Raw genomic sequence first — 24969 nt, forward strand, 5'->3', positions numbered from 1 at the left:
GAGTGGCTATATGAAACCACAAAGTCGAATGCTCATCATTATCACCTTCACCGCTCTTACCTTACTTACAATCGTATTCTTCTATTATCACGGAATAAAAGATAAGAATTTCCCTTCCACAAAAAGCATTCCTACTGTATCGAACGATAAAGCATCCCCACATCCAACAACGGCTTCCGCTGCTCCAACTACATCCCTGCCTACTTTAAAACCGGATCGCAAGCCACTTGAAGGCGAATTTATGGCGGATTCGAAGGAAGCGCGTGTGCTCTGGAAGAAGGAGCAAGCCATGATCTATGTGCAAGATCTACACCTCTACTACACTTCAGACGGCATCAATAAGCAGCGTATCTATGAATGGAAAACGCCTTTCCCACTGGAAGCATGGCTGAACGGCGATTACTTGCTCATTGGGGCTCAAGTCACCGAGAATAGCGCGCAAGATGCGATATCCAATGCAAGCGGAGCTTGGATTGCCATCCGTATTGAGCCTGCACCTGTCGTAATCGAGGATACGAATCTTTTCTTCGGACCTCATGAAGTATTGTCGATCCGACTTACGGAGGAACCGCGACTCTTCCTCCTCAAGGTACGGAATGGATCCGGATTCTCTGAGGAAGTATATGATCCTTCTCACGACGGCTGGGAAACGATCAATAGAGGAACGTTTGAGGCATCAGCACCGGAAACCTCTGCTAAGACTCCAGATGTACAGATATTAACGAACAATCGCGTTTTTCTGATGCCAGAAGGACCCACCGTATATTCGTTCTTTGATGAGGGAAGCAGTATCGTCTATTTCAAAGATCCCCATTATCTCGTACGACGATATACCGGATATGAGCTGCTTCAAGTCAAACAACTTTCATTCTTGGAAGGGTCTCCGCAGCTAATCGGCCGATTTCGGAATCAAGCGGGCGTGGAATTCATGTCATTCCTTAATGAAGAGCTCAGCCCGCTGCCGGTTGAATCAAGGCTGTGGCTGGAAGATTGGCAAGCATTCAACTTCCGTACCTTCATCCATGTAGCGCCTGACAAAATGGAGGTCCTTCAGTATTCAGATGAGGTACAAACCGAAGCCGAGGCCGGCACATTAGCCAGATCTGTAGCCGAAATCATAGCTGAATATCCGCCTAAATTCATACAGTTCCCAACAAAAGGGCTCACGTGGATCGCATCTCGCGGTTCGCTGGTTGATTATGAGGATCATGGCAAGATTGTCTCGATTTCTTGGCCTGATCTCATTCATTCCGAAGAAACAGAGCTTGACTCCATCCGGTCCTCCCCACTTCAGAATTTCACCGTGAAGAACGAGAATCGCAAGCCATTTACAACGTTTAGTCACCCGATTCTAGAATCGAAATTCGTGGAAGACAACACCAATGCCTCGATACCGCAGGACCTCCAAGATGCGATAGATAAGGTCTACCGAGAAGAAGATTACAGCTATGCCAAAACATTCCGTAAAATTGGTTCCGATTGGTACGTAGTGGTGGATCGTCATTTCTACGATTTCAAAGCCGGGGAACTGTCAGAAATCGGAGAACTGCCTGTAACGGTCACTGTTAAGATTGGAGAAGCGGCAGGCGGCGTCGGAGTCAGAGATTTTACGCGTTGGCAGGATAGTTGGATTGTGGCAGATACAGAAGCATCTCGGGTGTTGAAACTGAATGACAGGCTGGAAATTATAGCTGTGAGCTATATTCCTACCCCCTATAAGCTGACGATCAAAGGGACGCAATTACAGATCGCATCCACTGCGCTCACTTGGATCGTGGATCAAGATTTGAATCGGGTCAAGGTTAAATCACAGGCTTTTCAGTCATATGCTAAGCTGAGCAAAGTCGACTATCCCCATTTTCAAGATCAAGAATGGTATTACGATAAACTCAGTGGGATCACCTGGTACTACCTCTTCGGCTCCTTATATCAGGTCCATGAAAAGAAGCAGCAATATCGCTCCTTCTTCTTAAGTGAAAACGAGAATATGAGAGCCCATGTACGGATTATTCCCTATCATGAAGAGGTCCTTGTGCTGCTTGACCGGCGTTTAGAACGTTTCGACCGGCAAGGAAGACGTCTGAGTACCATTGAATTCCCGCGTTCCACGCCTGATGGCATTTACGATCGCACGACGCCGGGAGAAAATTCGTTCATCCTGGATAGTCAAGCTAATGTCCTTTATCTTGTGCAAGGATTCCGCATCTTGAAGATTGATTTGAAACGCCAATCGGTAAGCGAACTCTTTAGGCAAAATTACGCTGATATCGGGGAACTGATAAAATCCGATGGGCATCTGTATTTCTTGCTGCATAATAACCAAAATGACCGCTATTCGCATAATCAGGACTCTCAAGACGAGAGTAAGCTGTTTGTCACTGAAGTCATAAAGATCGATCTTCAATCACAGGCTGTTCAGCGATCGATAGCGGACGGTTATTATGAATCCATGACCATCGATGGCGATGCCGCTAACAAACCCACGTTCGTGCTGCGAAGCTACAACTGATCATGGCCCTTTTTACGCAGAAACAGCAAGCACAGGTGTGCTTGCTGTTTCTATATTTTGACTAGTTGCTGCTTTATTTCGCTTGAATGTATCCTTCTGCTTTCAGCAATTCAGCGATCAGAACCGCACCGCCGGCAGCTCCGCGCAGTGTATTGTGCGACAACCCTACGAATTTATAATCGTAAAGGGAATCCTCGCGCAATCTGCCAACGGAAACGCCCATACCGTTCTCAATATCGCGGTCCAGCTTCGTTTGCGGTCTGTTCTCTTCTTCGAAATACGTAATGAATTGCTTAGGGGCACTAGGAAGGCCCAGCTCCTGCGGACGTCCTTGGTATTCCTTCCAGCGCGCAAGAATTTCTTCTTTCGCCGGTTTATTCTCGAACGATGCAAACACAGTTGCCAAGTGTCCATCCGTAACCGGAACTCGAATACATTGGGTTGTGATAAGCGGTGCGCTTGCTTTCACGATTTCGCCATTCTCAACCGTTCCCCAGATTCGAAGCGGCTCTTGCTCGCTTTTCTCTTCTTCGCCGCCAATATACGGAATAACATTGTCTAACATATCCGGCCAATCCGTAAAGTTCTTGCCTGCACCGGAAATAGCCTGATAAGTCGAAGCCACAACTTGAGTAGGTTTGAAGTCAAGCAATGCGTGAAGTGCCGGTACATAGCTTTGGATCGAGCAGTTTGGCTTAACCGCAATGAAGCCCGTTTCAGTGCCCAAACGTTTTCTTTGAGCTGCAATAACTTCAAGATGGCTCGGGTTAATTTCCGGGATCACCATAGGAACGTCCGGCGTCCAGCGATGTGCCGAATTGTTGGAAACAACAGGCGTGCCTGTTTTGGCATATGCTTCTTCCAAGGCTTTAATTTCATCTTTCTTCATATCTACAGCGCAGAATACAAAATCAACTTGAGAAGAGACTTCTTCTACTTTAGATGCATCCTGAACGACGATTTGTTTCACTGCTTCCGGAATCGCGCCGGACAGCTTCCATCTGCCTTGCACCGCTTCTTCATATGTTTTGCCGGCAGAGCCGCTGCTAGCTGCAATCGCTGTAACTTCAAACCATGGATGCTCATCCAGCAGCTGTACAAAACGCTGGCCGACCATGCCTGTTCCTCCGACAATACCAACTCTTAGCTTGTTCGTCATTAGCAATTCAATCCCCTTCAGAATGGTTTCTCATGATCCGGTAAAGTTTGATTTGGTGTACCTTATGCGTGTATACGAGCGGTGTTTCCTCTGTAACAATAAAAAAAATCCCACCTCCAAGACTTTAATAAGTCTTGGAGACGAGATTGATCCGCTCGTGGTACCACTCCAAATTCGCTGACATGTCGCCATATCAGCCTCTTCGAGTACGACATGAGCATGTCATGTTTATACTCTAGCTCTATAACAGGAGCTCCTGTCACACCATCCCCTACAGTAGGTTGCCGATGTGCTGCTCAGAGTCTTTTTTCAATAATGTCGCCTTTACTCCTTTGCAGCTGCCGGAGCTCTCTGTGAAAGGTTCATTTATCTACTCGTCTCTTCATCGCATTTTAACATTTCGTTTATAGTATCAAATAACCGTTATAAGGTAAACTATATTTTCAAAAATAATTCAAAAATCGTCAACTATTCATAAGAACTTCGAGCTATGGTTACAGTGGTAGCTCCATGAGCCTTAGCGAATGCGTCGAGAGCGCCATAAACTTGGTCCCGAAGCTTCTTCGTAAAGTCAATTTCAGGGGCGATATGTAGGTACTCCACGGTCAAGTGGCCTTGTTTCTTATCCAATCTAGGGTCCATGCGACCAATTAATCGATCGCCTGCTAAGATCGGCATCGCATAATACCCATAGGTGCGTTTGACTGCTGGCGTATAAATCTCCCAACGATAGTCAAACTCGAATAGATCAGTCAACCGTTTGCGGCTCCACAATAAATTGTCGAGCGGCGGCAAGAAGTGTACGTTGAGATCCGAATCGTCGTAAATAGGCAGATCTCGAGATTCATCATCGTGCGCCAGAAGACGCTCACTATCTGCAGCCAGGATGTAATAGGGCTTGTCCAAACCCGCAACTTCGACCGGCGACACAATCCCTTCCCTAATGTGGGAGTCAATCGTTTCTCGTCTTTCGTTGGCTCGTAACTTCTGCCAGCCTAGACGCGGATCACTCGGTTCAAATACACGATAAGCTCTGAAATACTTCATCATCATCGCTTCGAGCGCTTCCTGTTCGTCTATTTCACCCGCCTGCTCGATTAGCGGGGCAGGGACACTTTGATTGGTGGTATGAAACCGGCGCTGATTGCCTTCACGGCTGACAATCCGAATTTGAGCAGCATCCGTCAATAAATTCAGTGCATGCGAGGTAGCTTTCGTCGTTGCATTAACGTTATCCCAATATCCATGAACACGCTCACTCGATTCGAATGATTTGGCAGCTAGCGGTCCTTCCTGTTCCAATCTCTGCAGGACTTGCTCAATGACAGGCGCAATTTGATCCAAATGAGGCTGAATGTTCTCCCGCAGTCGCTGCCTTGTTGGTTCAAAGATCGGATAATCGTTCATCGGAATAATACAGGCCGCGTTCGCCATATATTCGAAAATCTCATTGCTGCTCAGCAGTTCATTCAGCACACCAGGCTCATAACCGGGAATTCTGGCAGCCAGAACCAGATGCTGATTCGGACGTACCGCAGCGACAGGATCAATCTGCACACATTCCAACTGATTAATTACGTCAAGAACGCGCTCTCGCATTGAAACAGGTGACTGAGGCGATTCAAGTAAAAGCTGCTTCTCCAGCAAAAACCGCCTCAGTGCCCTTTTGGTGGTTTGGAATGGCGCCATTCTGATCCCTCCTTCTTAATAAAACCTCCAAATACGGTAATTTAACCGACATCGGGAGGTTGGATTGTTTATGACGCTGCTGCCGTTTTCATTCGTACAGTTCTCGCAGAAACACGATCGATTGTTGAATGAGCTCTCTGAGTACCTGAACATCAATATCGGCTACTTTATTGATGTAGACACAGCCTTTTCCCGTCGTATGTTTGCCGAATCGCTGAAGCAGTTCTTCCCGTTTGGTCTCGCCTGGCGCAAAATACAAGCTGATCTTGGCTTTACGAGGCGAGTACCCCACATACGGAGCATCCCCTTCATGGCCGGAAGCGTATTTATAATGATAGGAACCAAATCCGATGATGCTTGGCCCCCACATTTTCGCTTCGAATCCGGATGCTTCGGTGAATATATCCAACAATTTATAAGCATCTTCGCGCTTCTTATCGCTCTCCACATTCTCAATAAATTCTAGTACGCTGCTATCTGTTTCCTTGGTTTTGGTTTCATACATGAAGAGAGTCTCTCCTTTGCCATGTGCTTCGTCTATTTAGCCCTTCTTTCATTATAAACGAAGTGCTATACGGATAACCAAGAAATGTTACTCCAATCCCCAGCCCTTACGCGCTTCCGCCATCGACTTCTTATGGTCACTCGATGGATCGGGGTAGCGGTCTGTGTTATTGTCCAGCGATGCATGCATCGTATACATGCCGAAAATAATGATGTCACCGGCCTCGAAATCAGTCGTTCCCCAGCATCCCCCGAATTTATCCGCGATCTCTTACGGATCGCGGCTGAACAACGAATCCTTGACCGGCCCCGAATCAGAGTCTATCTGTCCATAGGTGATTGTTTGCCCGGACACTCGTATGGGCCAGCTATACGCGACCATTATTTGTTTGTCTTCGTGAAGCATGGTAAAGGCGTTTATCGAACGAATGATACGACCTACCAATTGAAAGCAAACGACAGCTTCCTCATGTTTCCGCAGCAATTAGGGTTCTATCAAGCGGACCAGAGTGATCCGTGGAGCTATATGTGGATCGGATTTAACATCAGCCAGAGTCATCCAACATCCCAGTTTGCTGGCATTACTCCGGAATCCCCAGTGATTTCACACTATTTCTCGTCTGCTTTCACTCGCTTGTTCAAGATTAACCCCTCCATCTATCGGAAGCAGCGAAAGAATCAAGATATGATCCGGAAATAAAATAAAGAGCGCCTCGTCATTTGCGAGGCGCTCTTCTTATAAGGACCCGGAAACCTCGGCTACGGCATTACTTCTTCGCCTTCCGTAGACGACGCGCGAGAGCAGTACACTAATTTCATAGAGAATGACGAGCGGAATGAATACCATCAAGTGCGAGATCAGCTCCGGAGGAGAGATCAGACTTGCAACGATGACGAGCACCAGATAGGCATATCTCCGCATCTTATGAAGCGCATGAGGCGTTAATACGCCAATCTTCGTCAAGAACATCACTACGACCGGGAGCTCGAAGGCTACTCCAAGGGGAATGACGATGTTGAACATAAATCCAAAATATTGCGCGACGCCGTAAGTCTCCACCAGCTCCATGCTAGTTGTGATTCTGGAAGTAAAGTCGAAGCTCATGGGGAATACGATCAAATATCCAAAAGCCAGCCCAATCAAGAAGCAGGCCACGCTGTAGGGAACATAGCGGAGTGCCGCCGAACGTTCTTCCGGATGCAGCCCCTTCCTCACGAAGCTCCACAGCTGGTACAGAATATACGGAAGAGATACCGCAAGCGCAAAAACAAACGCGATCGTCATGTACATCCGAATGCCGTCCCATGGCGAGAACACGTTCCAGGTGATGTCTGAGCCCGGCGGGACGCTTTTCAAATAGCGAAGCACTTTAGGGGATACATACAAACCGCCGCATAATGAAAGCAACACGACAGCGAGTATTCGCCATATTCGGCTTCGCAGCTCCGTGATATGCGAAATGATTGTCATCGTCTCTTCGCCGCTTCTCATTCCCCGCACGCCCTTCCGGCTTTTCTAAGCTCAAACGTGTGAAATCCATCCCTCAGCTTCAGGTTGATCTCCTTCACTTTTTCCACATCATCGAATGAATATTTGCGTGCCCCGCCTTTCGTCCGAATAGGGAAAATCAACTGCTTCTCCTCGTAATAGCGAATCTGTCTTTCCGTCAATCCTGTCAAGTCGCATACAGTACCAATGCTCATTACCTTGTCATTCATTGCTGGCAGCCTCCCTAGAACTTAATAGTAGTTGATCTTGGAAAGTGCTTCTGATGGATCTCGATGTTAGGAAACATTACATAAACCTTCTTGGGTCGAAATGTTATCACCATCTTTTAGATTGTTCAATGGGACGGATTACCCAGCATATCGGGATTAATGGTAAATACTACCTTCCTGTGTTTATCCGCAATTACAAGAACTCGCGTTATTACTGCATTTGTTGTAAGTTTTTTGTAATTTGATTCATTATTTCTATCACCCATATAAACTTTATTGATGTAAGACTATCTAACAAAATATTGGCGCTTCCGAAAAAATCCATGATACATTTCTCGCAGAGTCGAACAGACGATCTACCAAAGGAGCTGAAGCGCATGGAAACGAAAGAAACACCAAACGAAGTGTCGCGCAGACAATTTCTGACGACGGTCGGCAAGATCGGCGGTGCTGCTGCCGTATTCAGCGTCATGGGCACGATGGGCCTCTTTACGCCCCAAACGATGAAAGCGGCGGAGTATACACCTCCTTCCAGCTGGGATCTGAAGGGTACGAACCGCTCCGGCAAGAAAATCGTCATACTTGGAGCTGGTGTTGCCGGTTTAACCGCTGCTTACGAACTAGGCAAGGCCGGCTACGATTGTACGATTCTCGAAGCCCGTGCTCGTTCAGGCGGTCGAAACTGGTCGGTTCGCCGCGGTACTACCGTGACAGAAGTTGGCGGACAGAAACAAGTCGCACGCTTCGACGACGGCATGTATTTGAACGCTGGTCCGATGCGAATTCCGCAGTTCCATGTCACGATGGACTATTGCCGGGAATTCGGCATTCCGATGGAGCCTTTCAACAATGTGAACGAGAGTGCCTACTATTACAATGAGAATGTCGGTGCATTATCCGACACTCGAGTGCGTAAACGTGCCGCGAAAGCGGATGTGAAGGGCTACATCAGTGAGCTGCTTGCGAAAGCCGTCAATCAGCCGGGTTTGGATCTCCCTCTTACGCCGGAGGAGAAAGAAAAGGTTGTCGCTTACCTCCGCTCCGAGGGGAATCTGGATGCAGATTTGTTCTACAAAGGCTCCTCGCGCGGTGGTTATAAGGATGAACCTGGTTCGAGGCTTGATGCCGGCGTCATCCGAGATCCTTTCGATATGAAGGCGATCATTAATTCCGGTTTCGGAAACTTCTTCAGCAGCGAATACTCCTACGATCAGCAGATGATGATGTTCCATCCTGTCGGCGGGATTGATGCCATACCGCAAGCGTTTGAGAAAAGACTCGGCAACCGGATTAAGCATAATATGGAAGTCACCGAAATCAAGCATGTGGGTGAAAAAGTACAGGTTTCGTATACGGATCTGCTAAGCGGGGAAGCCAAGCAAATCGAAGGCGACTTCTGTATCTGTACGATTCCGCTATCCGTATTGAAGACGATTAAACATGATCTTTCCTATGAAATGACCAATGCGATCAACAATACCAAATACGCAAACGCAGGCAAGATTGGCCTGCAGTTCAAACGCAGATTCTGGGAGGAAGACGATCAAATCTACGGCGGCAACACGCTGACGAATATGGACATCTCTTCGATCTACTATCCGCCTACGAACTATTTTGCTAAGAAAGGGGTATTGCTTGGTTATTATGCTCAAGGCAGCAATGCCGATAAGATCGGGGCGTTGTCATTCCGGGACCGCGAAGCGTTGGCTTTGAAGCAAGGCGCTAAGATCCATCCGCAATATTACAGCGAGTTTGAATCCTCGTTCTCCGTAAACTGGAAAGCTATCAAATATAACATGGGCAGCTGGGTCTCCTACTCCGCCGATGATCGAAAAACCAATTATCCCGTGCTCTGCAAGCCTGATCGCCGCGTCTATCTCGCAGGGGAGCATATCAGTTACATTACGGCTTGGATGGCTGGAGGCATTGAGTCTGCTCGGGAAGTCGTTACCGATATTCATGAGCGCGTAATGAAAGAATAGATCACTTAACTCATTCGGGAGGGAAGAACCATGAAATTGAAACGCAAAGTCAAAATCGCCATCTTCGCAGTCGTTTTTTCTTCCTTGGCAGCTACCGCAAGTGTATATGCCGCCATTATACCGCACAAATATCCGCTCACTCCGATCTATGAGCCGGAATTCTATGGCAGTCCTCAGTCCTCCATCTCAAGCGCAGTTGCCATGCCAGCCGGAACGGCTACCTTCGAGACGAGCGGCACTACGCCGGCGGTCATCAATAAGGACGGTAAAACCATCTACGAGCGTTACGGAGACACCGAAGCCCAAGGAACCAGTATCCTTCAGAATATCGAGAAGCAATTGAAGGAACAAGGCTTGTCCATGAAGGATGTTACATATCTGCGCGTGTATATCGCCCCCGATGCTGCCAAGGAAGGTAAATTCGACTTTGACGGTTGGTTTAAGGCGTACGCCAAATATTTCAACACGACCACGAATCCGACCAAAACCGCGCGCTCCACTGTCGGAGTCGCAGGTCTCGTGAATGCCGATTGGCTGATTGAGATCGAAGCGGTCGCTGCCTATCCGAGCAACCATAACCAAGATTAATCCAATACCACTACTCGAATGGAGATGATTCGTATGTTGCAAAACGTAGGATTTCCGGGGCTTATGATGATCTTAGTAGTTGTTCTTATTATCTTCGGACCTTCCAAGCTTCCTGAGCTTGGCCGCGCGGTCGGCCGCACCTTACATGAGTTCAAGACATCCGCGAAAGAGCTCGTTTCTGATACCAGAGAAGACGTTACAGACCATAAATCGTAGTCAATCGTATACGATGGCAAAAGGCCGTCTTCGATTCTGCTCTTATGCAGCAGTCGAAGACGGCCTATCTTAAAGTTGCTCCCCCACCCTTCGACCCACTATACTCTAACTAATGCAGCTGAAGGGCTGTGAAAGTGATAGATAGAGAATGGGGATAAGAAACATGCTCTTAGCGATTCAACTCTTCGTGATCGCCGGCCTTGCCGAGATCGGCGGCGGTTATATGGTTTGGCTCTGGCTGCGGGAATCCAAGCCGCTCTGGTATGGCATAGTCGGCAGTGTCATCCTTATCGCGTACGGCATCATTCCGACACTGCAGAATTTTCCTTCTTTTGGACGCGTATATGCAGCATACGGAGGAGTATTCATCATCCTGGCCGTACTTTGGGGTTGGTTAGTTGACCGCAAATCGCCGGATATGTATGACTGGGTCGGAGCCGCGATTTGTCTCGTTGGCGTTTCAATCATGCTCTGGGCGCCTAGAGGCTAGGTTCATCCTTCTTCACCTTAGAGTTAAGCGAAATCCCAAAACCTCCACTAAAATTCCTTTTTCAGTAAGTTAACAGCGGACAACATTTAACCTCCGGCATTTGCCCATATGGTAATAAAGGCAGCCGAAAAAGGAGGTTATATCATGTCAGATAGCTTTGTCACGCAGTCTTTGGAAGAGATCCGCTTCTGGTCACGCATCATGAAGGAGCATTCTTTATTTCTCAAGCTTGGATTTCGATGCGAAGATACCCAGCTCATTCAGGAAGCGAACGGATTCTATTCAGTCTTCGAACAGATTGAGGCCAAAGCGAATGCCTTCCCTTTAACTACAGACCCGCAGCAGATCAGAGTGTTTAACACAGAGGTATGTACGGCTGTCTCTCACATTTGGGTGTACAAACGTAAAATATTAGGACTTATTCTGACCTGCAAACTGCCCGGCGGCAACAATTTCCCTCTCTTAGTGGACCATGTCAGCCGGGAAGCTAATTATTTTAGAAACCGTCTTCATGAGTTGAATAACGGTCAATTGGAGCCGCTCGCAGACTCGATCATCGATGAGAATGTCTTTTTTCTCAAGATCATGGCGGATCACGCCAAGTTTATAGGGCATCTGCTCGATCCGTCAGAGCGGAAGCTGGTGGACCAAGCGAGAGATTTCAGCCATGATTTTGATCAATTGCTGTTTCAAGCTCAGGATTTAAGTTCGATGCGTCCAGAGTCTCAAACGACGCCGCTCCTAACGCAGTTTCTGGATCAGAACCGGGTATCGGTTGCCGGTTTACGGGACTTCAAGAAAGCGGCACGCGATCTAATCGAAGCTTGCCGGATTAAAAGCATCATCCACCCCCTCCTTGCTGATCACGTGTACCGTGAGGCTGAGAGGTTCTTGCATTTGATCGACCTCTTCGAGCAACGACTTACAGGAGCGCCGGCTAGCTAAGCTTCACCTTCTTTCACTCGACTCTTAAAGCTCATAACGTAGTGATTTCGGGGTATCCTCCACTTTTTCCTTCATCATCCTTGAATGCCAATGCTTCCACATACAATAAAAGCTGCCGGATTCACTAATCCGGCAGCTCTTATTTGTCTTCGGTGGCCGCTAGCTTAGCAGCTCTTCCTTCTTGCTGCGCAACATTGCAGTGCGTGCCAGCTTAGCAGGCTTGTGGCCCAGCATAGAACGGCCAACGGTCATCGCAATGCCGAGCAGTACAAGCCCCATCATTGCGCTGAATCCGTACCGCTCCATCCAAGCTGGCATTGTCTTCAGTTGATGATAGATTTCACCGCCCAGAATCGGACCAATAAAACCGGTAAAGCCTGTCAGCATCGCGTAAACCGCGACATATATCGTGCGCTCCGCGCTCGGCGAATCCTCAATGGTAAAATTAAACGTCAGCTGGGTAAAGCCGCCTGTGCCAATCCCTAACAGGATATGAACGACGAACAGCACCGGAATCGCTGGCAACCACGCAATCCCTCCCCATAAGATGCAGGAAGCCGCAATAATCGGAAGCGTCCACATCAGCACTTTTTTCGTGCCGTACTTAGCATTCAAATTGCCCCACACATAATAGCTGACCATCATGACGATCATCTGAACCGTCGTGATGATTGAAACCCACTGAATACTTACTTTAATCACGTCCAGCATCGCATAAGAGAATAACGGTACCGCTACATTTTGGATAAAGATCCATGCAGCTAGAAATAGAGTTGCACGCATGAACGAACGATCCTGCAGCGGTTTGAGTAACAGCTTCAGCTTCTGCGACTCCTTCGATTTCTCAAACGGAATATTCGGATAGCGGAACAAGTGATACCCATTCCACACCATGCAAATTGCCGCCAAGGAGTAGAGGATGATGAAGCCTTGCTCCTGCGAATAATGCTCCAGTAACTGTCCGCCGAACAACACGGCTACTGCGGCAAGTCCGCCTACAATCGTATTTCGAATCCCCATATAACGTCCTCGAACCTGCGCCGGCACCATATCCCCGATCAAAGACGCCCATATCACACCGGCAATGTTCGAGCATAGATAAGAGAGCAAATACAAGACAATAAACGTATACACCCAATAACGCTGTGGCAGTACAAATGGAATAAGTCCCGTCAGCACCCACAATAATCGATACAATACACCATAAGCCAGTACGTACGCTCTGCGATTATCAACATTATGGGTAACAATCGCGGTGAAGATTTGAGCCAAGTTGGCAAATGCCGGTATGGCCAGCGCGAATCCGATCTGAGCGGAGGATGCACCTAGATGCAGCATGTATCCGGTGAGGAATGGCCCGCCAATCAAACTTGCCAGTAGTACGCCTGAGATGCCTTCGCTGGTTATGATTTTCAAGTACTTGCGTTGATCTGAATCTTTACGATTTCGAAAGAAAGGCAATTTCCAAGTCATATGTCGTCCCTCTGCAGCAGTCATTTCTATTTAGGTTAAACGATTCACCCGCTTTTGTATAGCTAATTTCGGCCTAACGAGAAATAAAAAGAATCCGCGAATGATCACGGATTCGATGCATACTTTTATCTGAAGTTACAGCAACCGCTCGCTTACACCTTCGAACGTAATTTGCACAGGCTCAATGCTGCCATCTTCGGTGAAGTGCATGCGATCAATACAGAGAACGCGATGATTCCGATCTGTTTCAGTCAAAGGTCTGCGGTGATACACGATATACCATTCGTCGGCACCCGGAACCTCGATAATGCCGTGATGACCCGCGCTTGTGGCGATTTCAGCATTTTGCTGCAATATTTTGCCGACGCGTTCGAACGGCCCCATTGGAGATTGCGAGACGGCATAGGCGACGGAATAATCCGGCTCTCCCCAGCCACCTTCAGCCCACATGAAATAATAGAGGCCGTTTCGTTTAATCATACAAGGACCTTCTACGAAATGATCCGGCGTTACTTCGACGAAAGTAGTGCCATCTTCAAATGAATCTAAACTCACCATATCTTCGTTCAGCTTCACGACATTGCAATGGCCCCAGCCGCCGTAATACAAATAAGCAGTCCCATCGTCGTCGATGAATATATGCGGATCAATGGGCTGCGCGCCATAATAGAACTTATCGATCAGCGGCTTACCGATCGCATCGCGGAAAGGACCTTCCGGACGATCCGAGACGGCTACGCCGATGCCGCCAAGCTCGTCATTGCTCTGAATATCGTTCGCTGCAAAATACAAATAGTACTTCCCGCCGCGCTCAATCGGAGATGGTGCCCACAGCGCGCGTTTCCCCCATGTAATATTGCTCATTTCGAGAATATGGGTCACTTTCGTCCACTCTACCAAATCGGAAGAATGAAAAGCGTCCAAATGGAGCTGATCATCGTACGGCGCTGAATAAGTCGGATAAATCCAATAACGGCCTTCAAAGATTCTAGCTTCCGGATCCGCATACCAGCCCGGCACGATGGGATTACCGGATAGCTTCTTGCCTTCATTCCCAGATGTGCTGCCTGTAGTCATTAGAATAAGTCCCTCCATAATTCATTAATAACGATATAGATGTGCAGTGTGTTTCTCGCGAATCCAGACCTGCATATAACCTGCGTCTCTGTTATCCCAAGCATAATACGGAATGAATCGAAGCGGCGGCCTGCCTCCTGCCTCTCGACTGCTGACAGTCAGTACCGTAATTCCGCCTAACAGCTCAGGTTCATGGTTGACGTAGATCGAATCCCGATCGGTAATCGTACTATCGTCAAAAGCTAGCATGGAATTATCTGCTTCTTCCAAACAGTATACAATCGGCCCTCGCTGCAAGGCAACACGGCCGCGGTTAGCTTCAACTTCACTTCTCGCTCGTACAATTTCAATCGGCATATCAAGCTCTAATGCAATGATGTCTCCGGCAGACCAGATCCTCTTTATCTCCAAATATCCCCGAACAGGCAGCGCAGCTACTTTCTCTCCACCTACAAGTAAGCTGTAGCCTCTGCACCAGTCAGGCAAACGAAGACGAATAACAAACTCGCCCGCTTGCTCCGGTTCCACCGTAATCGCAATGGATCCGTCCCATGGATAATTCGTTGTTTGTTGGAGCTTCACTTGCTGCCCACTGCCGTAGGTGATCACCGCATCGCCGCTAATATATTGATTCACGGCAATGCCATCCTCTGAGCTGGCATACGTATACTGCCCAATTGAAGGCAGGAAACGAACAAGGTTCGTCGGACAACAGGAGGTGTGGAACCACTCTACGCGGTGATGCTCGCCTTTGGAGGCTAATGGATTGACATAGAAAAATTTATCGCCGGATAACGATATCCCTGACAATGCTCCGTTATAAAGCTCTCTCTCTACCAAATCTGCGTATTTGGCATCTCCGAACAGTAGATTCATCCGGTTATTCCAAAAAGCCATCGCAATGGCAGCGCAGGTCTCGCAATAGGCAGATTCATTCGGTAGATCAAAGTCATGTGTAAAACCTTCATTGTGCACCGATGGCCCGATGCCGCCGGTTATATATAGGTTGCGCTCCACGGTATGAGACCAAACCCGGTGCAGCGCGTCTACATAAGCAGGATCGCCTGAGGCATGCACGACATCCGCCATTGCCGTGTACAAGTACATGGCACGAACAGCATGACCGGTTACCTTCTCAATCTCGCGAACCGGAACGTCATCTTGGCAATATGCGGGGCCCCAATCCTGCTTGTCCCATATTGCTCCAACCCCATGTCCATGTCCCCGCTCTTCCAACAACCAGAGCGCAAGCTTCCAATAACGCTCTTCTTGCGTAACGCGATATAACTTGACAAGAGCAAGCTCAATTTCCTCGTGGCCTTCAACCCAGTGCCGTTTACCGGGACCGAATAGGTTATCGTAATGATCCGCCATACGACAAGCAACATCAAGCAGCACTCGTTTGCCTGTCGACTCGTAATACGCAACTGCGGCTTCGATCAGATGTCCGCCGTTATACATTTCGTGTTTTTCCATATCGGACCATTTGAGCTCCGAAGAACGCAGCGTATAATAAGTCGTTAAGTAACCATCCGGCTCTTGCGCGGCTTGAATAAGATCGATAATACGATCAAGCTCAGCCTCCAAAGCCGGGTCACGCTCCAGCATCAAGGCGTAAGCCGCCCCTTCAATCACCTTATACAAATCCGAATCGTTGTAATACATACCCTCGTGATCGCCGTCCATGAGGCCGCCGGCTTTAGCGAAGTTAGAGATCCGCCCGGTTGCTTCGCATTGGTCTAAGCAGGTTCGAACGGTTACGTTCTTCAATACTTCCAAGCGAGGACGCCAGAAGGCATCATTAATCGCTACATTTGTAAAAGGAATGCTCCTCCACCTAGGTAAAGACGTTCCGATCGCTGTCACTCGATTCATCCTCTCTTTCCGTCGACCTTCGATTATTGCTGCCTTCTTCTAGTAGCCAAAATAGCGATAACCTGGCGAAGCCGGCGGCAGCAGTCGTTTCCGTTGTGCTTCCGGCAACGAATCCATGAAGTTCCGGTCGCGATTATGCTCGCTCCAAGAAATCATCTCCGGTGCAAACTTATACAGCAGCGATCGGCGTTCATGTTCCGCTTTCCATGCGAACGTCCCGTGCGTAAGCGCTTCCGTAAAGATCAGAACATCTCCGGCCTTTTGCGGAACATGCACCGTCGGCCCAATTTCCGAATAATCCAGATACTCCTTAGGTGTTCGGTAATTGGATTTATGACTTCCCGGGATACAGCTGAATCCTCCATCATCCTCGCCAATATCCGTCAACGCATAGGAAACAACGGTAAGACCACTGAACATTTGATTGTTTCGGAAGGTGTAATATTGGCCGGGATCATAGGGGGTTGCTCCGCCATGAAGCCCAAGCTGAGGTGCCCCTTTGCGATGAATAATGGCATACTCGTGATCAAGTCTGTAATTCTCGCCGAGGATTTCGTCTAGATGCGCGTTCAGCTTGGAATCATCGATCAATGCACGGAAATCCTCACCCCATTGCAATATGGAGTCCGGCTGCGAGATACGGTCATCTACAATTCGGTTCATTCGCTCGAGCTGCTCGGCTGACAATACGTTCTCCACGACCAGATATCCCTGTAGATCAAATAAGTAGCGTTCCTTATTATTCACAATATACGCCTCCAACTTGTAAATTCTACCTCTGAAATCCGATCATAAACCTGCGATGCGGTTTTGTAAAGATCAAGCCCTATACACAAGCTGCTTTCATTAATGTAGTTTCTCGAGGTAAGAAAAACAGCGGACCGCTATGGTCCGCTGTTTGATCAATACGGCGTTTTCAGCCTCGTCGGCGTTTATGTCCCGCAATAGGTACGGTAAGGCTGCGAAGATGCTGCAGGCAATGCGCAATAATCAGCGTGTTCGGACGATTGCTCGAACGGTTTGGTGATCGCTTCCAGTAATCGCTCCATGACGCTGTAATCACCTTGATTGACGGCCGCTTCCAGCGCTTCCTCGACTCGGTGGTTGCGCGGGATAATCACCGGGTTTCTTCCCCGCATCACCTGTTGCGACTCTTCTTTGGTTATCGACTGCCGCCCAAGTCTCGCTTTCCACTTCTCAAGCCACTCCGTAAATCCCGTAGTGTCAACCATCACGATCTCATCCGGCTTATCATCCGTTAAAGCCCGGAACGTGTTGGTATAATCCGCACGATGCATATGCATCATGGTCAACAACTCTTCAATTAGCGCATCGTCTTCCGGCTCTTCGTTAACGATTCCAAGCTTCGCTCTCATCCCCGATAGCCAGTGCGAATGGAATAACGATGCGAATTCCGCGATCGCATCCTCGGCCAGATTCACGGCTTCTGATTCCGTCTCATGCAGCAGCGGCAGCAAGGTTTCCGCGAACCGTGCAAGATTCCACGCCGCGATCTTCGGTTGATTGCCATAGGCATAACGCCCCTGCGAATCAATGGAGCTGAATACCGTCGAGGGATCATAGGCATCCATGAATGCACAAGGTCCATAATCGATGGTCTCTCCGCTTAAAGCCATATTGTCGGTGTTCATAACGCCGTGAATAAATCCAACGAGCTGCCATTTGGCAATAAGCTCAGCCTGCTTCCTAATTACAGCTTTCAGCAGAGCGAGATATTGGTTATCCGTATCGACGGCTGCTTCCGGATAATGACGCTCGAGCGTATAATCCGCAAGCGTACATAAATCATCCAGCGTGCACCAATTGGCTGCATATTGAAACGTGCCCACACGGATATGACTTGCAGCCACGCGGGTCAGAACGGCACCGGGCAGCTCCGTTTCACGGTATACCGGCTCACCGGTTGTGACAACAGCTAGGCTGCGTGTAGATGGAATCCCCAGCGCATGCATGGCTTCACTAATCATGTATTCGCGAAGCATTGGACCAAGCGCCGCCCTGCCATCGCCTCGGCGGGAATATGGCGTTCTGCCCGGTCCCTTCCATTGAATATCAACCCGATCGCCGGCAGGGGTGATCTGTTCGCCAAGCAGTATGGCCCGACCGTCACCGAGCACGGTGAAATGCCCGAATTGATGTCCGGCATAAGCTTGCGCCAGCGGCAAGGCGCCTTCCGGAATCTCATTGCCGCCAAACACGGCAATACTGTCATCCCCTTTCAGCGCGTCAACATCCAATCCAAGCGACGTTGCCAGTCGCTCGTTCAGAATGACCAGCTCCGGTGCATGTACCGGGCTAGGACTATGTCGCTTAAAGAACGATTCCGGCAAACGAGCATAGCTATTATCAAAATTCCATCCCACCTGCGGTGTTGCAGTATCTTTAGTCATCTGTTTTCCTCCATCGTAAGTTTGCCATCTCGATTACTTCGTTTCTAGGGAATGCAGCGAACGAATAGCCCGTGCAATCTGTTTTAATGCTTGCTCCAGCATCGATCGCGGACAAGCGATATTCATCCGCATGTAACCTTCACCTTCAATCCCGAACTGGTACCCCGAGCTCAGCACTACACCTGCTTTATTAGAGAACAAGTCATCTAGTTCCTTAACCGACAGGTGAAGCGCACGACAATCGAGCCAGATCAGATACGTACCTTCCGCTTCGTTCACACGGATCTCCGGGATATGCGCTTCCACATAATGAGTAAGAAACCGCGCATTCCCCTGCAAATAATGAAGCAATTGTGCCAGCCAGTCTTCTCCATACCGATAGGCACTTTCCAGCGCAACCAGACCTAGCGTGTTAGGGGAAGAGATTCCGCGAGCATTCATTTCCCGATTGAATTTTTCCCGCAGCTCCGGATTTGGAATAATAACGCTTGAAGCATGAAAGCTTAATAAATTGAATGTTTTGCTCGGCGAAATGCAAGTGAACGAATGATTGGCAAACTCCTCCGATAGGGAAGCGAATGGAATATGCCGGTGTCCCTCATAAATCAAGTCACAATGGATTTCATCGGTTACGACAAGAATTTGATGCTTCCTACAAATATTCCCTAAATGAATCAGTTCCTCTCGCTCCCATACCCGACCTACCGGATTATGCGGGCTGCAGAGAATGAGCATCTTCGCATGACCATCGATTTTGGCTTCCAGGTCCTCATAGTCCATCTCATATCGACCATTATGCAGCTTCAGCGGATTATAAACCACCTCACGCCCTTGCGCCTCGACCATCCTTGCAAAATTATAAACCGGAGACTGGACAATGATCTTATCCCCTGCTTCTGTAAATGTACTCATGATCAAAGATAACGCTGCAATCACATCCGGACTATGCGCGATCCACTCTTCTTTCACCGTCCATTGGTGCCTATTCTCCAGCCACAACACGATCGACTCCAGATAGGATTCCGATCGAAACGAGTACCCGAATACGCCGTGTTCCACCCGCTCCTTCAACGCATCAATCACTTCAGGCGGCGAAGCGAAATCCATATCAGCCACCCACATGGGGATGACTTCCTGCTGTTCAGAAGACCTGCCGACCGCATCCCACTTCAAGCTGGATTTGTTCCTGCGTGGTATCACCTGATCGAAATCATAGTTCATTAGATCGCCCTCCAATGGAATCGCCGGTGCCTTCACATAATTTTAACAATCATATGTAAACATTTACGCATCAATATGTTGGGATTTGTCGCATTTCGTCAAGTCTTGTAATTATTGCACAAGTAGCTATACTTTATAAAATGATCCCAAGTGGAAATCTATTAGAAAGGAAGCGATCACTGTATGTCAAAAGCAGTACAATTTTCTCTCGTTATTCCCGGTATCTTGCTGTTCGTTCTTCTCTTCGCCATGTTCCCTGCCGTGCTTGTGCCAGACCGCTTGGACAGTTCGCTTCAGTTCCACTGGGCGAAAGGTTTCTCCAGTATTCACAGCTATGTTGATGGCCTTTGGAGCGGATACTCCTTTCAATACTTTTCCGGCAAAACCGAACTCTCATTCTGGGAACAGATCGGCAGCAGCTTCTCCGTTACCTTCACGTACATGATTATCGGGGCTGTTATTGGCATGACGCTCGGCATTATCCTTGGCGTTTATTTCGCAGTCTCACGTGTGGTTTGGCTGAAACGCATCTTGGAGTTAACAAGTGTATTTCCGGATTTCGTCATCGTGCTCCTGCTTCAATTTCTCATTGTATTTATTGCTTCTGAGACTGGACTGGTCATCTTCCAAGTGGCAAGCTTCTCGACCGATGATCCGGCAGTCGCTCTTCCATTAATATCTACGATCATTATACCAGCCATTTATATGATCCGAAATGTCGCTTTGCATATGGGTCACACGCTGACAGAAGACTACATCAATTTTGCAAAAGCGCGCGGCCTTGGAAAAACCTACATTGTATTCTATCATGCCCTTCCGAATGTCCTTCCCTTCGTCAAAGCAGATTTACACAAGTTCATGGGCATCTTATTCGGCAATCTGTTCATCTTCGAATATTTATATAATTTGAATGGCGTAACGCTGCTTGTTTTCTCGAACGCATTCGCATACGGGGGCTACCAATATAGTCTTGTCGTGAACGGGATTTTCACGCTTCTGCTGCTCTATGCCATCATTTATGCGTTACTGAAACTTGTCGTATTCGGCTGGGAGAAGGTGTTTGTACGATGAATAAAACATTGCTGGCCGGCCTGCTCATCACTCTGATGATGATTGCAGCCTCGCTCTTCGGACAATATTTTGCTCCTCATGATCTTAACGATCATTTCGAGACCGACTATGTTGTCGATGCGAGTGGACACAGTACCCTATATGTGCCGCCTGCTGCGCCGAACGACAATTTTCTATTCGGAACCGATAAAGACGGCTACGATATGATGGCCAAATTGCTTGCGGGGGCGCAATATACAATCTTCGTATCGCTCGCAGTGGCTATCGCTCGCGTATTAATTGGCGGATTGATTGGATTGTTCCTGGGCTACCTTGGCAAAGAGAAGAGACCGGACAGCAAATCGTTTCCGATCTGGAACGTATTGAACGGGATTCCGATCTTCATCATCGTATGGATGATCATGATTGGCATTACCATGAACCCGGCGACTTCACCCTTCTATATGTCGTTAATCATTGCCGTTGTGTTAACCGTTGTAGGCATCCCTTCCGTTGCCTCGACAATGAAAGAGAAAACGATGATCGTAAGAGAACGTCAATTTGTGCTATCGGCCAAATCGATCGGTGCCAGTCACTTTACGATTATCCGTACGCACATTTTTCCGCACATGAAAGAAAGCTTCGTGATCTTGTTCGTACAAGAAGTCGTACTCATTCTGGGATTGTTCGGGCAATTGGCGATCTTCAATATTTTCGTTGGCGGCACGACCCAGTATTTCGATCCGGTCCAATATGTGAGTCGGACGAATGAATGGAGCGGGCTCATTGGGCAAGCCAGAAACAATTTATTTATTTACCAATGGATTCTCTTTATTCCGCTGGCCCTCTACATCATCTATATTCTCGGGTTCCATCTCATTTCCGTAGGCCTTGAGAAGCTGTATCGCAAGAAGTTCGCGAAATTCTCGCATATCTAACCAAACAAAACCAAGGCTGCCATGCCGGCAGCCTTGGTTTTCGCTATCATCGATTGGAGCCCATTTGCAGGAATCGACCGTCTTACGAGGAACTACTACAAGTGCGCTAACACTTAAAGCCGTTAATAAAGGAAGGTACATCATGCCGATCAATCTCGTTTACTTCGTGTTCTTCTACGTCTTCTTCTACATGGCCAATGCCGTGTATGGAACATTTATTCCGCTTTACTTTCAACACGTCGGATTCACGCAATCTCAGATTGGCACCTTGCTTGGACTCGGTCCGCTTGTTGCGATCCTCGCACAGCCGGTATGGGGGCTCTTCAGCGACCGCGCTAAGACGAAGAACAGCATTCTGCTATTCCTGATCGTGGGTACCGGTCTTACCGTACTGCTCTATCCGTTGTCCAATCATTTCGTATATTTGCTTGTCTTTATCTGCATCTTTACGTTCTTCCAATCTCCGATATTTGCGTTAACCGACGCGGTAACATTAGAGACACTGGATAAACGTGGTAAAGGGAACTTCAGCCTTATTCGCATGGGCGGAACGTTCGGTTTCGCTATTATGTCGATTGTATTTGGGCTCATTGCGGAGAAACGAATTGACTGGCTGTTCGGCGTCTATGCGATTATCCTGGCCTGTTGTTTCTTACTTGCATTGCAATTCCCGAAGATTGAAGGCCATCAAGCTCGAAATCGCAAAATGCCGGTATGGGTATTATTCCGAAACCGGAAATTAATGCTGTATCTAAGCGCCAATTTTGTTTTTCAAATTACGCTCGGCTACTATTATGCGTTCTTCCCGCTCTATTTCAAGGAAATGGGCGGAGACAGCGCTTGGCTTGGCTGGTCGATGGTTATCTCATCCTTAAGCGAAGTGCCGTTCCTGCTGATGTCCAAACGAATATTCAAGCGTGTTCAAACCTCACATATTCTGCTCGGGGCCGGTGTAGCAGCGGCACTCCGCTGGTATCTGTTCTCGGCGATTCATGATCCAGTCTGGCTGTTACCTACTCAAGCACTGCATGGGTTGATCTTTATCGTATTATCCGTCACGATGGCGAATGTCATCAACAAGGAAGTGCCGAACGAACTCAAAGCAAGCGGACAAACCTTAAACGGACTACTAACACTGGGTGTCGCCCGTATTATCGGAAGCTTGGCCGGCGGAATCGCGAGCGAAGCGGTAGGCATGCGTAAGATGTTTCTTTACAACTTCATGCTTACCTTCGTATGTATCGTTGTTTTCGCGATCGTGTTCTGGATTCAGCGAAACAAAGAAACAGCGGGTGCGATGGGCAGCCGTACGATTTATAAGGATCAATAAATGACGAAGTACGACTACATGATTCTTCTGCAGTATCGAAGCTCATGTAGTCGTTCCAACCCCGCCCTCGGATGGATTAGTCTTAGCGCAGCTGTAACAGTGACACGACTTTCTTCTTCAAGTCCGGGAAGGTAAAGGGCTTCGTAATGTATCCATCCGCGCCTAAAGCGATCGCTGTCTTTATGTTATGATGACTTTCATTGCCGGAAACCATCAGAAACTTCGTTCGCTTCGAAACATTCCCCTCTTGCCCCACTCGTCTCAGCATCGCCAAACCATCGAGATTCGGCATGTTGAAATCCAGAATACATAAATCAATTTCTTCGTTGGTCAACAGCTCATAGGCATCCAGTCCATTCGTAGCTTCCAGCACTAGTTCGGAGCAGCCCTTTACCAATTCCACGATCATTCTTCGAAGTACACGATCATCTTCCACGACCAGAATCTTCTTAGCAGCCGTCTTCCGTAAGGACGATTTGACGACTCGGTTCCTTCCTGTACGCTTCGCTTTATAGAGAGCAAAGTCGGCGTGGCGCGTCCAGACGGAGATGCTGCTCTGCGGCTTCCATTGCACGACGCCGGCAGAGAACGTAATACACGTGTTCCTCCTATTGTCGACATAAATAGGATGCTCTCGAAAATGCGCCAGAATCGCTTCAAGTATGGATACAGCCTCGGTATCCCGCGTCCCGGGCATAATGAGCATAAATTCTTCCCCCCCCCCATCTGGCTACCATATCGGTTTTGCGGAGCTTGCTCACCAGAAGATTACTTAAACGCTGCAGCACCATATCACCGATCTGATGGCCGAAATTATCGTTAATCGCTTTGAAATAATCAATATCCAGAATGGCCATTGTAATTGGGGAAGGATAGCGATTGACCCTGGCGAGCTCCAGTTGAATTTGTTTATCCATGTAACGCCGATTGAAGAGACCTGTAAGCGGATCATGAAAAGCCATAAAGTGAAATTCCTGGTTTCGCTCCATTAATCTTCGAACGCGAGCGCAAAGCTCTTCATAATGAAAAGGTTTAACGACATAATCATCCGCCCCCATTTGAAAACAGCGGACTTTATCCCGAATATCATCGCGGCCGGATAATACGATCATGGGAATCCACCGGAACATCATGTCATCTTTAAGAAGCTCAAAGATTTCGTAGCCGCTCTTCGGATACATCATTAAGTCGAGCGTAATGAGCTGATACTGATGATTGCGCAGCAGTGTTATCGCCTCTTCTACATTACAGGCTTCATCAACCTGATAGCCATCCAAGAAAAGTCTTCGAGCCAGGTAAGCGCGCAGGATATTGTCGTCTTCGATGATTAAGATGCGTTTACCAAGCTGCATATCAGTAGCATCGCTTAGACATTGATTTGGAGCATCACTTTGCTTTATATCGCGTGCACAGCGGTCCATCTCCTGCTCTAGAGCAGGCAGCAGCGTATCCATCGCTCGTGAGCTTGCATGGAATTGAAGCTGAAGGGCAGCATGGAGATTAGGCTCCTCCGCTTCCTCTTGCGTCCACTCCCAATCACCGATCATTTGTGCAGCCATACTGCCGATTTTATCGAAACCTAATATCGGAGCGCTTCCTTTAATCGAATGAACAATCCGGTAAATTTGTCTGGCTTTCTCGAAGGAAATCGAATCTTCTTCAATCTCGATCAAGTGCCTCAAGACAGACAGCCGCTCGCGCAGCTCACTCATGTACTGCTTCTGATTCTCTACTAATACTTCATCCGAACTGTTGTTTAGAAGCTCTGAGCTGGAATTAAGCACTCGAATGAC

Annotated in this window: 23 protein-coding genes and 1 other annotated feature; of the genes, 10 read left to right on the plus strand and 13 right to left on the minus strand. The window is 48.1% G+C overall.

The genetic code is table 11. The annotated features are described in order from the left end of the window. The first annotated feature begins 10 nt into the window (after positions 1-10). Positions 11-2509: a hypothetical protein gene (locus AC50Y3_RS16195; protein WP_494819762.1), complete on the plus strand. Its 2499-nt coding sequence runs from the start codon at positions 11-13 to the stop codon at positions 2507-2509. 73 nt (positions 2510-2582) lie between these two features. Here AC50Y3_RS16195 and asd read toward each other — a convergent pair whose 3' ends face one another. The 3 genes from asd to AC50Y3_RS16210 all read right to left on the minus strand — a co-directional run bounded on the left by asd (position 2583) and on the right by AC50Y3_RS16210 (position 5862). Beyond that, on the minus strand, positions 2583-3668 hold the full coding sequence (gene asd / locus AC50Y3_RS16200) for an aspartate-semialdehyde dehydrogenase (protein ID WP_494819763.1): 1086 nt from the start codon (positions 3666-3668) through the stop codon (positions 2583-2585). Positions 3669-3801: 133 nt separating this feature from the next. Then, positions 3802-4063 (minus strand) — a binding site (T-box leader). Between the two features lie 73 nt (positions 4064-4136). After that, positions 4137-5357, minus strand: a complete 1221-nt coding sequence (locus AC50Y3_RS16205; RefSeq protein ID WP_494819764.1) for a winged helix-turn-helix domain-containing protein — start codon at positions 5355-5357, stop codon at positions 4137-4139. 88 nt (positions 5358-5445) lie between these two features. Then, a complete protein-coding gene (locus AC50Y3_RS16210; RefSeq protein WP_494819765.1) occupies positions 5446-5862 on the minus strand; it encodes a DUF1801 domain-containing protein in 417 nt (138 codons plus the stop codon). Positions 5863-6204: 342 nt separating this feature from the next. Here AC50Y3_RS16210 and AC50Y3_RS16215 point away from each other — a divergent pair, with 342 nt between their 5' ends. Then, the gene (locus AC50Y3_RS16215; RefSeq protein WP_494819766.1) at positions 6205-6561 is read left to right on the plus strand and encodes an AraC family ligand binding domain-containing protein; all 357 of its coding nucleotides are present in this window, start codon (positions 6205-6207) and stop codon (positions 6559-6561) included. Positions 6562-6597: 36 nt separating this feature from the next. Here AC50Y3_RS16215 and tatC read toward each other — a convergent pair whose 3' ends face one another. Next, positions 6598-7353 (minus strand): twin-arginine translocase subunit TatC, encoded by a 756-nt coding sequence (tatC, locus tag AC50Y3_RS16220; RefSeq protein WP_494819767.1) that lies wholly within the window; start codon positions 7351-7353, stop codon positions 6598-6600. Further along, positions 7350-7580: a MerR family transcriptional regulator gene (locus AC50Y3_RS16225; RefSeq protein WP_494819768.1), complete on the minus strand. Its 231-nt coding sequence runs from the start codon at positions 7578-7580 to the stop codon at positions 7350-7352. The genes tatC and AC50Y3_RS16225 overlap by 4 nt, the downstream gene beginning before the upstream one ends. A 377-nt stretch (positions 7581-7957) precedes the next feature. On the opposite strand from AC50Y3_RS16225, the gene AC50Y3_RS16230 reads away from it, so the two are divergent. The 5 genes from AC50Y3_RS16230 to AC50Y3_RS16250 all read left to right on the plus strand — a co-directional run bounded on the left by AC50Y3_RS16230 (position 7958) and on the right by AC50Y3_RS16250 (position 11801). Next, positions 7958-9562, plus strand: coding sequence for a flavin monoamine oxidase family protein (locus tag AC50Y3_RS16230; RefSeq protein ID WP_494819769.1), 1605 nt, complete (start codon positions 7958-7960; stop codon positions 9560-9562). Between the two features lie 30 nt (positions 9563-9592). After that, positions 9593-10150 carry a RidA family protein gene (locus AC50Y3_RS16235; RefSeq protein WP_494819770.1) on the plus strand — a complete coding sequence of 186 codons (558 nt, stop codon included), beginning with the start codon at positions 9593-9595 and terminating at the stop codon, positions 10148-10150. 33 nt (positions 10151-10183) lie between these two features. After that, complete coding sequence (locus AC50Y3_RS16240; RefSeq protein WP_494819771.1) at positions 10184-10366, plus strand: twin-arginine translocase TatA/TatE family subunit; 183 nt, start codon at positions 10184-10186, stop codon at positions 10364-10366. 163 nt (positions 10367-10529) lie between these two features. Then, a complete protein-coding gene (locus AC50Y3_RS16245) occupies positions 10530-10856 on the plus strand; it encodes a YnfA family protein (protein ID WP_494819772.1) in 327 nt (108 codons plus the stop codon). Positions 10857-11000: 144 nt separating this feature from the next. Then, complete coding sequence (locus tag AC50Y3_RS16250; RefSeq protein ID WP_494819773.1) at positions 11001-11801, plus strand: DUF2935 domain-containing protein; 801 nt, start codon at positions 11001-11003, stop codon at positions 11799-11801. Between the two features lie 159 nt (positions 11802-11960). Here the strand turns inward: AC50Y3_RS16250 and AC50Y3_RS16255 are convergent, their stop codons facing one another. From AC50Y3_RS16255 to AC50Y3_RS16280, 6 genes are all read right to left on the minus strand, one after another. Then, complete coding sequence (locus AC50Y3_RS16255) at positions 11961-13274, minus strand: MFS transporter (RefSeq protein WP_494819774.1); 1314 nt, start codon at positions 13272-13274, stop codon at positions 11961-11963. Between the two features lie 135 nt (positions 13275-13409). Further along, complete coding sequence (locus AC50Y3_RS16260) at positions 13410-14351, minus strand: glycoside hydrolase family 43 protein (RefSeq protein WP_494819775.1); 942 nt, start codon at positions 14349-14351, stop codon at positions 13410-13412. Positions 14352-14375: 24 nt separating this feature from the next. Beyond that, the gene (locus AC50Y3_RS16265; RefSeq protein ID WP_494819776.1) at positions 14376-16217 is read right to left on the minus strand and encodes a glycoside hydrolase family 127 protein; all 1842 of its coding nucleotides are present in this window, start codon (positions 16215-16217) and stop codon (positions 14376-14378) included. Positions 16218-16265: 48 nt separating this feature from the next. Continuing rightward, positions 16266-16973, minus strand: coding sequence for a phytanoyl-CoA dioxygenase family protein (locus AC50Y3_RS16270; RefSeq protein WP_494819777.1), 708 nt, complete (start codon positions 16971-16973; stop codon positions 16266-16268). Positions 16974-17158: 185 nt separating this feature from the next. Continuing rightward, positions 17159-18637, minus strand: coding sequence for a protein adenylyltransferase SelO (locus AC50Y3_RS16275; protein WP_494819778.1), 1479 nt, complete (start codon positions 18635-18637; stop codon positions 17159-17161). A gap of 33 nt (positions 18638-18670) precedes the next feature. Next, positions 18671-19858, minus strand: a complete 1188-nt coding sequence (locus AC50Y3_RS16280; RefSeq protein WP_494819779.1) for a MalY/PatB family protein — start codon at positions 19856-19858, stop codon at positions 18671-18673. Between the two features lie 183 nt (positions 19859-20041). Between AC50Y3_RS16280 and AC50Y3_RS16285 the strand changes: the two genes are divergently transcribed. The 3 genes from AC50Y3_RS16285 (at position 20042) to AC50Y3_RS16295 (ending at position 23176) form a co-directional block, all read left to right on the plus strand. Beyond that, positions 20042-20929 carry an ABC transporter permease subunit gene (locus AC50Y3_RS16285; protein WP_494819780.1) on the plus strand — a complete coding sequence of 296 codons (888 nt, stop codon included), beginning with the start codon at positions 20042-20044 and terminating at the stop codon, positions 20927-20929. Continuing rightward, positions 20926-21846, plus strand: coding sequence for an ABC transporter permease (locus AC50Y3_RS16290; protein ID WP_494819781.1), 921 nt, complete (start codon positions 20926-20928; stop codon positions 21844-21846). Before AC50Y3_RS16285 ends, AC50Y3_RS16290 begins: the two co-directional genes overlap by 4 nt. Positions 21847-21988: 142 nt before the next feature. Continuing rightward, on the plus strand, positions 21989-23176 hold the full coding sequence (locus AC50Y3_RS16295) for an MFS transporter (protein ID WP_494819782.1): 1188 nt from the start codon (positions 21989-21991) through the stop codon (positions 23174-23176). A gap of 82 nt (positions 23177-23258) precedes the next feature. Here the strand turns inward: AC50Y3_RS16295 and AC50Y3_RS16300 are convergent, their stop codons facing one another. Then, entirely contained in the window at positions 23259-23882 is a 624-nt protein-coding gene (locus AC50Y3_RS16300; RefSeq protein WP_494819783.1) for a response regulator, read from the minus strand. Then, complete coding sequence (locus tag AC50Y3_RS16305) at positions 23833-24960, minus strand: GGDEF domain-containing response regulator (RefSeq protein WP_494819784.1); 1128 nt, start codon at positions 24958-24960, stop codon at positions 23833-23835. Before AC50Y3_RS16305 ends, AC50Y3_RS16300 begins: the two co-directional genes overlap by 50 nt. Positions 24961-24969: the final 9 nt, after the last annotated feature.

The sequence above is a fragment of the Paenibacillus sp. J22R98 genome (assembly GCF_059383835.1).